Consider the following 14,572-nt stretch of genomic DNA (forward strand, 5'->3'; position numbering starts at 1 on the left):
CCCTATCGAGCGCGGGGGACGGCAAAGAGCCCCGTCCAGCGAATGGACGGGGCTCCTGCCGTGGCGACCTTCTGGGGTCCCCCCAGGGCGAAGCCCCAGGGGGAAGGTGATCAGTGGTGGCCGTGGCCGCTGGTGATCTCCCGGTACTCCTCGGCGGTGGGCTTGGCGATCTGGCTGCCCTCGCCGTAGTAGCTCTTGTTGAGCTTGACCCGCAGCTTCTCCGTGCGCGAGATCTTGCGCTCCACGCCGTTCTCGTCGACCGTCGGGCCGAGCTCGGCGGGCGCGTACTGCTCGTGCGCGGTGAGCTTGAACCGGTCTCCCTCGCTGAGCGGCTCGTGGACCTCCACGAACTCGCCGTGCGGCAGCCGCTTGATGATGCCGGACTCGCGTCCGTGCAACACCTTCTCGTGGTCACGCCGCTGCAGACCCAGGCAGATCCGCTTCGTGACGATGAACGCGATGACCGGCCCGGCGATGAAGAAGATCCGGACGAACCAGGTGATCGAGTTGATCGACAGATGGAGGTGGGTGGCCCAGAGGTCGTTTCCACCACCGATCAGCATGATCATGTACGCCGCGATCCACGCGACACCGAACGCGGTGCGCGTCGGCGCGTTGCGCGGGCGCTGGGCGATGTGGTGCTCGCGCTTGTCACCCGTGATCCAGGACTCGATGAAGGGGTAGACCCCCATCGCGCCCAGCACCAGCGGGAAGAGCACCAGCGGGATCATCACGCCCAGGACGAGCGTGTGGCCCCAGAGGTTGATCTCCCAGCCCGGCATGAAGCGGATCAGACCCTCGGCGAAGCCCATGTACCAGTCGGGCTGGGCGCCGGTGGACACCTGGTCCGGACGGTACGGGCCCATGGCCCAGATCGGGTTGATCTGTGCGATGGCGGCGATGACCGCGATGACACCGAAGACCAGGAAGAAGAAGCCTCCCGCCTTGGCCATGTAGACCGGCATCAGCGGCATGCCGACGACGTTCTTGTTCGTACGGCCCGGACCCTGGAAGTGCGTGTGCTTGTGGACGAACACCAGGATGAGGTGGGCGACCACGAGACCGAGCATGAGGCCGGGCAGCAGCAGGATGTGCGCCGAGTAGAACCGGCCCACGAAGTCGCCACCGGGGAACTCTCCCCCGAAGAGGAACATCGAGATGTAGGTGCCCACGATGGGCATGGACAGGATCGCGCCCTGCGTGAAGCGGACACCGGTGCCGGAGAGCAGGTCGTCCGGGAGCGAGTAACCGGTGAAGCCGGTGAACATGCCCAGGAAGAACAGCAGGAAGCCGAACAGCCAGTTGATCTCACGCGGCTTGCGGAACGCGCCCGTGAAGAAGACGCGCATCATGTGCACGAACATCGCGGCGAGGAAGATCAGCGCCGCCCAGTGGTGGATCTGCCGGATGAGCAGACCACCGCGGACGTCGAAGCTGATGTGCATCGTCGAGTTGAACGCCTCGGACATCAGCTGACCCTGCAGCGGGATGTAGCTGCCGTGGTACTCCACCTCGTTCATCGACGGGTGGAAGAACAGCGTCAGGTACACACCCGTGAGGATGATGACGAGGAAGCTGTACAGCGCGATCTCACCGAGCATGAAGGACCAGTGGTCCGGGAAGATCTTGCGCATGTTGGCCTTGGCGAGGCTGTAGATGCCCAGCCGTCCGTCGGCCCAGTCGGCGACCCGCTCGCCCGCGGGTGCCTTCTTGTTGCTTGATTCGTTCACGGTGCTCATCCGCGCTCCCAGAAGGCAGGGCCGACGGGCTCTTCGAAGTCGCCGAGCGCCTCGAGGAAGCCCTTGTCGTTCACGCCGATCCGCAGCTGCGGCAGGGCGTGGCCGGCCGGGCCGAAGATGACGCGGGCGCCGTCGGACAGGTCGAAGGTGGACTGGTGGCACGGGCAGAGCACGTGGTGCGTCTGCTGCTCGTACAGCGAGATCGGGCAGCCCACGTGGGTGCAGATCTTCGAGAAGGCGACGATGCCCTGGTGCGACCAGTCGAGCTCGCGCTTGTCCTTGATGTCCTCCGGCTGAAGCCGGACGATCATCAGGGCGGCCTTTGCGATCTCGTTCTGGAAGCTGTGGTCGTGCTCCGAGAGGCCCTCGGGCATCGCGAAGGTCAGCGAACCGACGGCGACGTCCTCGGGACGCAGCGGCTCATGCGTGTTCATGTTGATGAGCTGCTTGCCCTTGGCCCACAGGGTCTTGCGGAGCTTCTCCTCCGGCAGGGGACCCATGTCGCGCAGCAGCACCACACCGGAGAGCGGCACCAGCGCCAGCGCACCGAACATCGTGTTGCGGATCAGCTTGCGCCGACCCAGCGCGGACTCGGTGGCGCCGGCCGCGAAGTCGGCCATGACCTTGGCCTTGACCTCGGGCGACGCGGCGATCGGGTGACGCTCGTCGGACATCTCCACGTCGGACATCAGGGTGCGGGCCCAGTGGACCGCGCCCGCGCCGATGAAGAAGAGCGCGAGTCCGAGGGTCCATCCCAGCGCGAAGTTGAGCGCGCTCACCCGGCCGAACGGCCAGATGTACACGATCTGGTCGACCGGGAAGATCACGTACGAGGCGATGAAGCCGACGGTGGCCAGCATCGACAGCGTGAACATGAAGGCGACCGCTCGCTCGGACCGCTTGGCGGCCCGCTCGTCGATGTCCTGTATGCGCGGCTTGTGGGCCGGGAGGCCCGGGTCCGCGAACGGGTCGTCCGCGACCTTCACCGCGCCGTGCGCGGTCTCCTGCTCAGCGGGCAGGTTCTCTTCTGGAATCTCTTGGGTACTCATGACTTCTTGGCCTTAGCGGTGTGGGCCGCGACCCAAATGGCAACTGCGATCAGTGCGCCCAGCCCGAAGATCCAGGCGAACAGGCCCTCGGGGACCGGACCGAGACCACCCAGCGTCAGACCGCCGGGGTTCTTGGACTGCTCACCGTTGACGGCCTTGACGTACGCGATGATGTCCTTCTTTTCCTTCTCCGGCATGGTCGTGTCCGGGAAGGAAGGCATGTTCTGCGGGCCGGTCTGCATGGCCTCGTAGAGGTGCTTCGGGCTCACGCCTTCGAGGTTCGGGGCGTACTTGCCGTGCGTCAGCGCGCCGCCCTCACCGGTGAAGTTGTGGCACTGGGCGCAGTTGGAGCGGAACAGGTCGCCACCCTTGGCGATGTCCGCGCCGTCGGGGCTGTACTGCCCCTCGGTCGGCGTGATCGGGCCGGCGCCGAGAGAGGCGACGTACGCGGCGAGCTGATCGATCTCGGCCTGCGTGTAGATGACCTTCTTCTTCGGCACCTGGGCGCCCGGCTGCTGCGCCGGCATACGGCCGGTGCCGACCTGGAAGTCCACGGCTGCGGAGCCGACGCCGACCAGGCTCGGGCCGTCAGTGGTTCCCTGACCGCCGGTTCCGTGGCAGCTGGCGCAGCCGACGGAGTAGAGCTTCTTGCCCTCCTCGATGGCGAGGGACTGGGCGGTCTCGTCGGCCTTCGCCGTGCCCGCAGGTGCGAACGCGGCGTACAGCCCCCCGGTGGCCGCCAGCGCGAGGAGTAGGACGACGACCGCCGCCAGCGGATGGCGTCGTCGTGCGGAGAGCTTTTTCACGGATTACCCCGGTGTCAGGATCTTCTGCGTCGATGCTTGCTGGATGTGCCGGACTTCGGGTCCGACTACTTGATCATGTAGATCGTGGCGAAGAGGCCGATCCAGACGACATCGACGAAGTGCCAGTAGTAGGACACGACGATGGCGGCGGTTGCCTGCTCATGAGTGAATCTCTTGGCCGCGTACGTCCTGCCGAGGACCAGCAGGAAGGCGATGAGACCGCCCGTCACGTGGAGGCCGTGGAAGCCGGTCGTCAGGTAGAACACCGAGCCGTACGGGTCCGACGAGAGCGAAAGGCCCTCGTGCTTGACCAGCTCGGTGTACTCGAAGACCTGGCCGCCGATGAAGATCGCACCCATCACGAATGTGATCACGAACCACGCCCTGAGCTTCTTCACGTCGCCCCGCTCCGCGGCGAAGACGCCGAGCTGGCAGGTGAGTGAGGAGAGCACCAGGATCGTGGTGTTGGTAGCCGAGAACGGGAAGTTCAAGGCCGAGGCCTTTTCTGCCCAGAACTCGGCACCCGTCACCGATCGCAGGGTGAAGTACATCGCGAAGAGGGCCGCGAAGAACATCAGCTCGGAACTCAGCCAGATGATGGTTCCGACGCTGGTGAGGTTCGGTCGATTGACCGACGGGTGCGCGTGCCCGGTTTCTACTGTCGTTGCTGTCGCCACGACCGACATTATGTCGGTCGCTTATCCCGCCCTCACTCCGGGGGGTGCCGTTCGGAGTGTCAGGGGCGTGTGTCCAGCCCGAACGGCCCATCGAAGCGGTGTCCGAACCGGTGTTGACACGCCCTGGGACGGAGTAGCATCCGGCGCATCGGTTGATGACCTTCACGGAGGAACGATGCAGTCGAGCGCCACGGTTCTGGTCTACAGCGACGACGCGAACACCCGTGCGCAGGTGCGGCTGGCCGCCGGGCGCAGGCCCGCTGCCGACGTTCCCCCGGTCGAGTTCATCGAGTGCGCGACACTCCCGGCGGTACTGGAGCGGCTGGACGGCGGCGGGATCGATGTCTGCGTGCTGGACGGCGAGGCCGTGCCGGCGGGCGGCATGGGCGTGTGCCGGCAGCTCAAGGACGAGATCTTCCACTGTCCCCCCGTACTTCTGCTGATGGGGCGCCCGCAGGACGCCTGGCTGGCCACCTGGAGCCGTGCGGACGCCGCGGTGACCCTCCCCGTCGAGCCGGTCGAGTTCGCGGCCGCGCTGGCGGCCCTGCTGCGCTCCCGGCCGGCCGTCCAGGCCTGACGCTAGATCGCAGGCCGCAGCCTCGCCTGGTCGGTGGGGCTGCTGCCGTCGCGTGTGCCGGCCAGCAGGGCGCTGCCCTTGCGCCACTTGTCCCAGTTCAGGTTCCAGTCGCCGTAGCCGTTGCCGAACGGGTCCATCTCGGCGCCGTAGCTGTTGATGACCTTGACGATGTCGCCCTCGCCGAACGTCTCGTAGAACCAGGCGGCGTTGCTGGTGGACATGCCCGTGCAGCCGTGGCTGACGTTCGCGTAGCCCTGTGAGCCGACGGACCAGGGCGCGGCGTGGACGTATTCACCACTCCAGGTGACGCGGGTCGCGTAGTAGACGGGCAGGTCGTACGAGTCCGAGCTGCCCGCGGCGATGCCGACGGTGGTGCTGCGCATCCGGACGTAGTACTCCTTGCCGAGCACCACCTTGATGCCGTTACGGGTGGAAAAGCCCGGCTTCCCGGTAGTGATCGGAATGGTATTGATCACTTCTCCGTTGCGCAGGACCGTCATCTGGTGACTCGCCGCGTCCGTGATGGCTTCGAGGCGGTCGCCGATCGTGAGCTTCAGGGGTTTGGTGGCGGATCCGTAGAGCTTGTTCGCCACCTTCACGCCCGCGAGGCGGCTGGTCGCGGTGACCGTCGCTCCGGTGGGCCAGTACTCCTTCGGGCGGAAGTGCAGCTTCTTGTCGTCCGCCCAGTGCCAGGCGCCCTCGACGCTGGGCGTGGAGCGCACCTTCAGGGAGCGCTCGATCACCGCGCGGGCCGCCTTGTCCTTGACCGGAAGGCTGAGCTCCGCCGTGATGGGCTGCCCGACGCCGTACTTGCCCGCCTGCGGGCCGAATGCGACTTTGAGGACCCGCTTGGCCGGGGAGGTCGCGAACGTGAGCGTACGGGCGCCAGGAGCGCCGTCGTTGTCCTCGGTCGAGACCTTCAGCGTGTAATGGGCGCCGGCCGCGAGCGGGGCGGTGGAGCGCCAGCGGCTGCCGTCGGCGGAAAGTTCGCCGGCCACCCGGTGGCCCGCCTCGTCCACGGCCGTCACGTCCGTGATGCGGCCCTCCTTGCCCTTGGCGGTCACCTCCAGGGGCTTGTCGGGGTCCGCCTTGGCACTGCCGGCGGGCGTGTTGACGGCCACCTGCCCGCCCGCGTCGTACGGCGAGGCCGAGAGGGGGTTCTTGTCCGAATCACCGCACGCGGTGGCACTCGCGCCCAGGGCGACGACCAGCAGGGTGCAGCTGAGAACGGTGCGGATGCACGGCGTGTGGTTCATGAGCTCACGGTATGAAGATTCGCCCGTTCCAGCGCGCGGAGTGACTGCAAACGAAGGACCCGGGCACTCCCTCGCGGGGAGTGTCCGGGTCCTTCTCGGTACTGCAGGTGCTACTGGTTCTGGTTCTCACCGCGGTAGAACTCGAAGACCCAGCCGAACAGGCCGACGAGGATCAGCGGCGCGGAGAAGTACAGCAGCCACCAGCCCATGGCGATGCCCAGGAAGGCGAGCGCGCCACCGATGGCCAGCGACAGCGGCTGCCAGCTGTGCGGGGCGAAGAAGCCCAGCTCACCGGCCTCGTCCGCGACATCGGCCTCCTTGTTGTCCTGAGCCATGGCGTCCACTCGCCGGGCCGTGAAGGCCAGGTAGTAGCCGATCATGATGCTCAGGCCGAAGGCCAGGAAGAGCGCCGTCGTACCGGCCGGCTCCTTCGACCACACGCCATAGAGGATCGCCATGGCGAGGATGAAGACGCTCAGCCAGATGAACATCTTGCCCTGGATCTTCACTTGCCGGCCTCCTTGTCACCAGCGAGGGCACTGGCACCGTGGCCGGCGTGCTCGAGCTGGTCGAGAGCGGCGATCTCCGGGTGGTGCAGGTCGAACGCCGGGGATTCGGAACGGATCCGCGGCAGCGTGAGGAAGTTGTGCCGCGGCGGCGGGCAGGACGTCGCCCACTCCAGCGAACGGCCGTAGCCCCACGGGTCGTCGACCTCGATCTTCTTGCCGTACTTCGCCGTCTTCCAGACGTTGTACATGAAGGGCAGGATCGACAGGCCCAGCAGGAACGAGCTGATCGTGGAGATGGTGTTCAGCGCGGTGAAGCCGTCGGCGTCGAGGTAGTCCGCGTACCGGCGCGGCATACCTTCCGCACCCAGCCAGTGCTGCACCAGGAACGTGCCGTGGAAGCCGATGAACAGCGTCCAGAAGGTGATCTTGCCGAGGCGCTCGTCCAGCATCTTGCCCGTGAACTTCGGCCACCAGAAGTGGAATCCGGCGAACATCGCGAAGACCACGGTGCCGAAGACGACGTAGTGGAAGTGCGCGACGACGAAGTACGAGTCGGAGACGTGGAAGTCCATCGGGGGCGAGGCCAGGATGACACCGGTCAGTCCACCGAAGGTGAAGGTGACCAGGAAGCCGATGGTCCAGAGCATCGGTGTCTCGAAGGACAGCGACCCCTTCCACATCGTGCCGATCCAGTTGAAGAACTTCACGCCGGTCGGTACGGCGATGAGGAACGTCATGAAGGAGAAGAACGGCAGGAGCACACCGCCGGTGACGTACATGTGGTGGGCCCACACCGTCACGGACAGGCCGGCGATACCGATGGTCGCGGCCACCAGACCGATGTAACCGAACATCGGCTTGCGGCTGAACACCGGGATCACTTCGGAGACGATTCCGAAGAACGGCAGGGCGATGATGTACACCTCTGGGTGTCCGAAGAACCAGAAGAGGTGTTGCCACAGCAAGGCGCCGCCATTACTGGCGTCGAAGACATGCGCACCGAACTTGCGGTCCGCCTCCAGGGCGAACAGCGCGGCCGCCAGCACGGGGAAGGCGAGCAGGACCAGCACACCGGTCAGCAGCACGTTCCAGGTGAAGATCGGCATCCGGAACATCGTCATGCCGGGAGCGCGCATGCAGATGATCGTGGTGATGAAGTTGACCGAGCCGAGGATCGTGCCGAAGCCGGAGAAGGCCAGACCCATGATCCACATGTCGGCGCCGACGCCCGGCGAGCGGACAGCGTCCGACAGCGGGGAGTAGGCGAACCAGCCGAAGTCGGCCGCACCCTGCGGGGTGAGGAAGCCGGCCACCGCGATGATCGAGCCGAAGAGGTACAGCCAGTACGCGAACATGTTCAGCCGCGGGAACGCCACGTCGGGCGCGCCGATCTGCAGCGGCATGATCCAGTTCGCGAATCCGGCGAACAGCGGCGTCGCGAACATCAGCAGCATGATCGTGCCGTGCATCGTGAACGCCTGGTTGAACTGCTCGTTCGACATGATCTGCGTACCCGGACGGGCCAGCTCGGCGCGCATGAAGAGCGCCATGAGACCGCCGATGCAGAAGAACACGAACGACGTGACCAGGTACATCGTGCCGATGGTCTTGTGGTCGGTGGTGGTCAGCCACTTCACCACCACATTGCCCGGCTGCTTGCGCCGTACCGGCAGCTCGTTCTCGTACGAGTCTTCAGCCGCCGCGGCACCCTGGGGTTCGTTGAGGATGCTCACAGTTGGTTCTTCTCCGCATTCCGGGCCGGGTCCGTGATCTCGATGCCCGACGGGATGTAGCCGGTCTGCCCCTTCTCCGCCAGCTCCTTCAGGTGCTGCTGGTAGCGCTCCGGGGAGACGATTTTGACGTTGAAGAGCATCCGGGAGTGGTCCACACCGCAGAGCTCGGCGCACTTGCCCTTGAAGGTGCCCTCACGCGTGGGGGTCACCTCGAAGACGTTGACGTTGCTGCCGGGGAAGACGTCCTGCTTCATCAGGAACGGCACCACCCAGAAGGAGTGGATCACGTCACGGGACGTCAGGACGAACCGGACCTTCTCACCCTTCGGCAGCCACAGGGTCGGGCCCGGGTTGCCGTTCTGCGGGTTCCGCGTACCCGGGATGCCGGCGTCGTAGACGCCACCGGCGTTCGCCGGGAAGTCCTCGAGGACCCGGTCCGGCATCATGTTGAGGTTCTTGTCCGTCTTCGCGTCGCCGGTGGAACCGGGGACGTTCTCGACGTAGTTGAAGCCCCAGCTCCACTGGTAGCCGACCACGTTCACGGTGTGGGCCGGCTTGTCGGAGAGCGTGAGGAGCTTCGACTCATCACGCGCGGTGAAGTAGAAGAGCACCGAGACGATGATGAGCGGCGTCACCGTGTACAGCGCCTCGATGGGCATGTTGTACCGGGTCTGAGGCGGAACCTCGACCTTGGTACGGCTGCGCCGGTGGAAGATGACCGCCCAGAGGATGAGACCCCAGACCAGCACGCCCGTGGCGAGCGCAGCCGCCCACGAGCCCTGCCAGAGGGAGAGGATCCGGGGAGCCTCTTCCGTCACTGGGGTGGGCATTCCGAGGCGGGGGAAATCTTCCCAGTTGTACGAGCAACCGGAGGCGGTAGCCAGGATCAGGCCCGCAGTCAGCACCTGCGGCAGCTTCCGCCGCATCGGGCGCCGCGACGAGCGGTCGGAGCCGTTGGGACTCACGTAGCGCCTTCCCGAGAGTCTCGCCCGCGCTGGTCGGCTACGGCCGTCTCGCTGGTCGGCGCCGCCCTGGCCGCGGGCAGGGGTTTGGATGTTTATGCGGACCAAACCCTACTGGACGCTATTTGGGGTCGCGCGGGGAGGGTGCCCAACGCGCCGCCCGACTCCCCGAAGGGGTGGACTCCATGGTTCCGCGGGCTGCCGGGGCGGAGCCGACCGGCCCTCGGACGCGCCCGTCTGACGGCCCCTCCAGGGCTGGGGTTAGCGTGGACACGTGCCCTATTTCGATGCCGCTTCCGCCGCTCCGCTGCACCCCGTGGCCCGCCAGGCCCTGCAGGCCGCGCTCGACGAGGGCTGGGCCGACCCGGCCCGGCTCTACCGCGAGGGGCGGCGCGCCCGGCTGCTGCTGGACGCCGCCCGGGAGGCCGCCGCCGAGGCCGTGGGGTGCCGTCCCGACGAACTCGTCTTCACTCCTTCGGGGACGCGCGCTGTTCACTCGGGGATCTCCGGAGCGCTCGCGGGGCGTCGTCGTGTCGGGAGCCATCTGATGGTGTCCGCCGTGGAGCACTCCTCCGTCCTGCATGCCGCCGCCGATCACGAGCTGGCCGGCGGGACGGTGACCGAGGTGGCGGTGGGCCGGGAGGGGGCGGTGGATCCGGCCGGGTACGCGGCGGCGCTGCGCGAGGACACGGCCCTGGCCTGCCTCCAGTCCGCCAACCACGAGGTCGGTACCGAACAGCCGGTGGCACGGGTCGCCGAGGCGTGCCGGGCGGCGGGTGTTCCGCTTCTCGTGGACGCGGCGCAGTCGCTCGCCTGGGGTCCGGTGGAGGGTGATTGGTCGCTGCTGGCGGCAAGTGCCCACAAATGGGGAGGCCCTGCGGGGGTCGGACTGCTCGCGGTGCGCAAGGGTGTGCGGTTCGCCGTCCAAGGCCCGGCGGACGAGCGGGAGTCGGGGCGGGCGGCCGGCTTCGAGAACATCCCGGCGATCGTGGCGGCGGCGGCGTCGCTGCGGGCGGTGCGCGCGGAGGCGGTGGAGGAGGGCGTCCGGCTGCGGGCGCTGGTGGATCTGATCCGTACCCGGGTGCCGGAGCTGGTGCCGGATGTCGAGGTGGTCGGCGACGCCCGGCGCCGGCTCCCGCATCTGGTCACCTTCTCGTGTCTCTATGTCGACGGGGAGACGCTGCTGCACGAGCTGGACCGGGAGGGTTTCTCCGTTTCATCCGGTTCGTCGTGTACGAGTTCCACGCTGACGCCGAGCCATGTGCTGCGGGCGATGGGTGTGCTGTCCGAGGGGAACGTCCGGGTGTCCCTGCCGCCGGGGACGGCGGCCGGCGACGTGGACCGTTTCCTGGAGGTCCTGCCGGGGGTCGTGGCGGGCGTACGGCAGAACCTGGGGGTGCCGGCCACCGCCGTGTCCGCCCCGGCCACCGTCGGCGCATCCCGGACGGCCGACGCCCCGGGCGGCTCCCCCGACGACGGCACCCTCGTCGTGGACGCGCTCGGCAGGCGCTGCCCCATCCCGGTGATCGAGCTGGCCAAGGTGATCGGGGACGTACCCGTCGGCGGGACCGTCACGGTCCTCTCGGACGACGAGGCGGCCCGGCTGGACATTCCCGCGTGGTGCGAGATGCGCGGGCAGGAGTACGTCGGCGAGCGGCCGGCGGACCGCGGTGTCGCGTACGTGGTCCGCCGGGTCGCGTGACGGCGCGGGCGCGCCGCCGGACTACGGGATGTGCTTCTGGACGTCGGCGGCGGCCAGGTCGCCGTACGCCTTGGTGAACCGCTCCATGAAGTGGGCGCGGCGCAGGGTGTACTCCTGGGTGCCGAGGGTCTCGATCACCAGCGTGGCCAGCATGCAGCCGACCTGGGCCGCGCGCTCCAGGCTCACGCCCCAGGAGAGGCCGGAGAGGAAGCCGGCGCGGAAGGCGTCACCGACGCCGGTGGGCTCGACCTTGCGCTCCTCCTCCGGGCAGCCGACCTCGATCGGGTCGTCGCCGAGCCGCTCGATGCGGACGCCGCGCGATCCCAGCGTGGTGACCCGGTGGCCGACCTTCCCCAGGATCTCCTCGTCGGTCCAACCGGTCTTGGACTCGATGAGGCCCTTCTCGTACTCGTTGGAGAAGAGGTAGGTCGCGCCCTCCAGGAGGGTGCGGATCTCGTCGCCGTTCATCCGGGCGATCTGCTGCGAGAAGTCGGCCGCGAAGGGGATCGCGCGGGCCTTGCACTCCTCGGTGTGGCGCAGCATCGCCTCGGGGTCGTCCGCGCCGATCAGGACCAGGTCGAGGCCGCCGACGCGGTCGGCGACGGCCTTCAGCTCGATCTGCCGGGCCTCGCTCATGGCGCCGGTGTAGAAGGAGCCGATCTGGTTGTGGTCGGCGTCGGTGGTGCAGACGAAGCGCGCGGTGTGCAGCACCTCGGAGATCCGGACCGAGCCGGTGTCGACGCCGTGGCGGTCGAGCCAGGCGCGGTACTCGTCGAAGTCCGAGCCGGCCGCGCCGACGAGGATCGGACGGGTGCCGAGCTGCCCCATGCCGAAGCAGATGTTGGCGCCGACGCCTCCCCTGCGCACGTCGAGGTTGTCGACGAGGAACGAGAGCGAGACCGTGTGCAGCTGGTCCGCCACGAGCTGGTCCGCGAACCGGCCCGGGAAGGTCATGAGGTGATCGGTGGCGATGGAGCCGGTGACTGCGATACGCATCGGCGAGGCGCTCCTGTGGAATTGAAAAGGGAGCGCGCGCGGCGCTCCCGCAAGGGAGGCGGTGGGTGACGGCGGGAGTTGACAATTGAGGCTACCTGGCCGAAAGGCCCGCCTGAAGTGCGGAAACTACCCCAGAGTAGGCCTTTTTTCCGGGGGCCCGGCGTGCATACGGTGCGGCTATGCCGAAGCACACCGCTCTTCGTGAGCAGCAGGAGACCGAGATCACTCTCGCGCAGCTGTGCGGGGACAGCGCGCGCATGGTGCGCCACTGGGCCGTGCCGGCGGTGGGTTCCCCCGCGCCGGTGCCTCCCTCGCTGATCCACGGCGTCGTCGTGCCCGCCGCGTCGGCCCGTCTGATCGAGCCCCTGATGAACCCCTGACGGCGCACGCGGGGAACCGTGCGCTGCCGCGTTCCGTCCCATCGGTGTCTCCCGTCAAGGGAACACGACAGATGAAGGAGCGATGCGGTGAGCGGTACGGAGCCCACGCAGTCCACGCCGGAGAAGCCGCGGCGGAGGTGGTCGCCGCTCGTGGTCGCCTCGGTGACCGCGGCGGTCCTGCTCGCCGGGGGCGGCGGGGTGTATTTCACGACGGCCGCGTCCGACGGCGGCCGTACGGACGACCGGCCCGGCGCGGCCGACGCGGGGCGCACTCCCCCGCCGCTGCGGCTCGCCGGGGCGGGTGACGGGCCGGGGCCCGGTATCGCGCCGGGCGAGCCGGATCCGTCCGGGACGGTCTACCGGGCCAAGGGCAGGCTGCCGGCCGGCCCGGCGTCGGCGCCCGTCCACCGGGCGAAGGGCCGGGTCACGCAGGACGAGGTGGCGCGCCTGGCGAAGGCCCTCGGGGTGGCGGGCACGCCGCGGCTGGTGGGCCCGGTGTGGAAGATCGCCCCGCCGAAGGACGGTTTCGGGCCCCTGCTGGAGGTCCGGGCGGAGGCGCCCGGGACGTGGTCGTTCACGCAGTACGACGGCGGGCCCCGCGAGGACAACTGCCTGAAGGGCAAGCCGTGCGGTGGCGGTACGACCCCGGGCACGGGCGGTACGCCGGTGAGCGAGGAGGCGGCGAAGAAGGCCGTGGCCGGGGTGCTGAAGACGGTGGGCCAGCCGGACGCCGAGCTGGACGCGAGCCAGGTGATGGGCGCGGTCCGGGTCGTGAACGCCGATCCGGTCGTCGGCGGGCTGCCGACCTACGGCTGGTCGACGGGCGTCCAAGTCGGTCCCGACGGCCGGCTGATGGGCGGAAGCGGACAACTGGAGAAGCCCGTCAAGGGCGATGTCTATCCGGTGATCGGCGCTGCCGAGGCGCTGAAGCAGCTGAACGAGGCGGCACGGGGAGCGGGCCCGGAAGACATCGGCGGCTGCGCCACGGATCCCCCGGCGGCGAAGGGCGAGAAGCCCGCGGGTCTGGCCGGAGCGGCCGATCTCGCGGGGCCGACCGCGCCGGCGAAGCCGTGCCGGGTGGCGCCCGACCGGGACGCTTCCCAGGAGATGACGGTCACCAAGGCGGTCTTCGGTCTGGCCGCGCAGCTGGTGGACGGCCGGCAGGCACTCGTGCCGTCCTGGCTGTTCGAGGTGGAGCCGAAGGCCGGGGCCCGGCCGTTCACGGTGGCGCAGACCGCCGTGGCGCCGCAGTACCTGTCGCCGAGGCCCACACCCACGCCGACGCCGGTTCCGGTGCCGTCCGACGACGCGGCGCCGCCGCGGCAGGTCCAGTCGTACTCCGTGGACGGCCGGACGCTCTCGGTCACCTTCTGGGGCGGCGTGTGCAGCAACTACGCCGTCCGGGCGGACGAGAGCGCGGCGCGGGTCTCGCTGACCATCACGGAGACGCCCCTCAAGCACGACCGGGCCTGTATCGCGATGGCGGTGGAGGTGACGAAGACGGTCACGCTCAAGGAGCCGCTGGGCGGCCGGCAGGTCGTGGACGCGGCGAGCGGCTCGCCGGTCCCGCAGGCGCGCTGAGCCCGCGCGCCGTCTGTCCGGACGCACGAAGGCGGCGGCCCCCGGTGGAATCGGGGGCCGCCGCCGACGCGTCGCCGTTTAGCTGAACGAGTCGCCGCAGGCGCAGGAGCCCGTGGCGTTCGGGTTGTCGATCGTGAAGCCCTGCTTCTCGATCGTGTCGACGAAGTCGATCGAGGCGCCGCCCAGGTACGGGGCGCTCATGCGGTCGGTGACGACCTTGACTCCGTCGAAGTCCTTCACGACGTCACCGTCGAGCGAACGCTCGTCGAAGAACAGCTGGTAACGAAGGCCGGAGCAGCCGCCGGGCTGAACGGCGACACGCAGTGCCAGGTCGTCGCGGCCTTCCTGGTCGAGCAGGGCCTTGACCTTGGCCGCGGCGGCGTCAGACAGGAGGATGCCGTCGCTGACAGTGGTCTTCTCGTCCGATACGGACATCTGCTTCTCTCCCGGGTTGTACGGAGACTGCTTGCCGACGGTTGCAACCGGCGGGGCCGCGGATTCATTCCAAGCCGAGGCTTGCTTGTCCCTTTCATGCTCGCACACCCCGCCATGGGCAAGCACCGGTCCGTGGAGAGGTGATGTGTCACATCGACACTATGGCCATC

The 14,572-nt window shown here is 68.4% G+C and carries 14 protein-coding genes; 4 read left to right on the forward strand and 10 right to left on the reverse strand.

The features are described 5' to 3' along the window. Positions 1-110: 110 nt before the first annotated feature. From qcrB to ctaE, 4 genes are all read right to left on the reverse strand, one after another. Positions 111-1,739: a cytochrome bc1 complex cytochrome b subunit gene (qcrB, locus tag ACZ5VC_RS01960; protein WP_469118176.1), complete on the reverse strand. Its 1,629-nt coding sequence runs from the start codon at positions 1,737-1,739 to the stop codon at positions 111-113. Beyond that, positions 1,736-2,788: a cytochrome bc1 complex Rieske iron-sulfur subunit gene (gene qcrA / locus ACZ5VC_RS01965; RefSeq protein ID WP_468705064.1), complete on the reverse strand. Its 1,053-nt coding sequence runs from the start codon at positions 2,786-2,788 to the stop codon at positions 1,736-1,738. The genes qcrB and qcrA overlap by 4 nt, the downstream gene beginning before the upstream one ends. After that, positions 2,785-3,594 carry a cytochrome bc1 complex diheme cytochrome c subunit gene (qcrC, locus tag ACZ5VC_RS01970; RefSeq protein ID WP_469118177.1) on the reverse strand — a complete coding sequence of 270 codons (810 nt, stop codon included), beginning with the start codon at positions 3,592-3,594 and terminating at the stop codon, positions 2,785-2,787. The genes qcrA and qcrC overlap by 4 nt, the downstream gene beginning before the upstream one ends. Before the next feature lie 65 nt (positions 3,595-3,659). Further along, entirely contained in the window at positions 3,660-4,280 is a 621-nt protein-coding gene (gene ctaE / locus ACZ5VC_RS01975) for an aa3-type cytochrome oxidase subunit III (protein WP_468705068.1), read from the reverse strand. Between the two features lie 166 nt (positions 4,281-4,446). On the opposite strand from ctaE, the gene ACZ5VC_RS01980 reads away from it, so the two are divergent. Next, positions 4,447-4,848, forward strand: a complete 402-nt coding sequence (locus ACZ5VC_RS01980; RefSeq protein WP_469118178.1) for a hypothetical protein — start codon at positions 4,447-4,449, stop codon at positions 4,846-4,848. A 2-nt stretch (positions 4,849-4,850) separates the two neighbouring features. On the opposite strand, the gene ACZ5VC_RS01985 is transcribed toward ACZ5VC_RS01980, so the two are convergent. From ACZ5VC_RS01985 to ctaC, 4 genes are all read right to left on the reverse strand, one after another. Then, positions 4,851-6,104 (reverse strand): L,D-transpeptidase, encoded by a 1,254-nt coding sequence (locus ACZ5VC_RS01985; protein WP_469118179.1) that lies wholly within the window; start codon positions 6,102-6,104, stop codon positions 4,851-4,853. A 110-nt stretch (positions 6,105-6,214) separates the two neighbouring features. After that, the gene (locus tag ACZ5VC_RS01990; protein ID WP_469118180.1) at positions 6,215-6,613 is read right to left on the reverse strand and encodes a cytochrome c oxidase subunit 4; all 399 of its coding nucleotides are present in this window, start codon (positions 6,611-6,613) and stop codon (positions 6,215-6,217) included. Beyond that, positions 6,610-8,346 carry an aa3-type cytochrome oxidase subunit I gene (ctaD, locus tag ACZ5VC_RS01995; protein WP_469118181.1) on the reverse strand — a complete coding sequence of 579 codons (1,737 nt, stop codon included), beginning with the start codon at positions 8,344-8,346 and terminating at the stop codon, positions 6,610-6,612. Before ctaD ends, ACZ5VC_RS01990 begins: the two co-directional genes overlap by 4 nt. Beyond that, on the reverse strand, positions 8,343-9,311 hold the full coding sequence (gene ctaC, locus ACZ5VC_RS02000) for an aa3-type cytochrome oxidase subunit II (protein ID WP_469118182.1): 969 nt from the start codon (positions 9,309-9,311) through the stop codon (positions 8,343-8,345). The genes ctaD and ctaC overlap by 4 nt, the downstream gene beginning before the upstream one ends. A 271-nt stretch (positions 9,312-9,582) precedes the next feature. Between ctaC and ACZ5VC_RS02005 the strand changes: the two genes are divergently transcribed. Next, positions 9,583-11,010 (forward strand): aminotransferase class V-fold PLP-dependent enzyme, encoded by a 1,428-nt coding sequence (locus tag ACZ5VC_RS02005; RefSeq protein WP_469118183.1) that lies wholly within the window; start codon positions 9,583-9,585, stop codon positions 11,008-11,010. 21 nt (positions 11,011-11,031) lie between these two features. On the opposite strand, the gene ACZ5VC_RS02010 is transcribed toward ACZ5VC_RS02005, so the two are convergent. Continuing rightward, positions 11,032-12,006, reverse strand: a complete 975-nt coding sequence (locus tag ACZ5VC_RS02010; protein ID WP_469118184.1) for a carbohydrate kinase family protein — start codon at positions 12,004-12,006, stop codon at positions 11,032-11,034. A 179-nt stretch (positions 12,007-12,185) separates the two neighbouring features. Here ACZ5VC_RS02010 and ACZ5VC_RS02015 point away from each other — a divergent pair, with 179 nt between their 5' ends. Both ACZ5VC_RS02015 and ACZ5VC_RS02020 read left to right on the forward strand, forming a co-directional pair. Beyond that, a complete protein-coding gene (locus ACZ5VC_RS02015; protein ID WP_468705084.1) occupies positions 12,186-12,386 on the forward strand; it encodes a hypothetical protein in 201 nt (66 codons plus the stop codon). A gap of 87 nt (positions 12,387-12,473) precedes the next feature. Further along, positions 12,474-13,967 carry a hypothetical protein gene (locus ACZ5VC_RS02020; RefSeq protein WP_469118185.1) on the forward strand — a complete coding sequence of 498 codons (1,494 nt, stop codon included), beginning with the start codon at positions 12,474-12,476 and terminating at the stop codon, positions 13,965-13,967. A 78-nt stretch (positions 13,968-14,045) separates the two neighbouring features. On the opposite strand, the gene ACZ5VC_RS02025 is transcribed toward ACZ5VC_RS02020, so the two are convergent. Beyond that, positions 14,046-14,402 carry a HesB/IscA family protein gene (locus ACZ5VC_RS02025; RefSeq protein ID WP_018848827.1) on the reverse strand — a complete coding sequence of 119 codons (357 nt, stop codon included), beginning with the start codon at positions 14,400-14,402 and terminating at the stop codon, positions 14,046-14,048. Positions 14,403-14,572 lie beyond the last annotated feature (170 nt).

It is taken from the genome of Streptomyces sp. NPDC033174 (assembly GCF_055577795.1).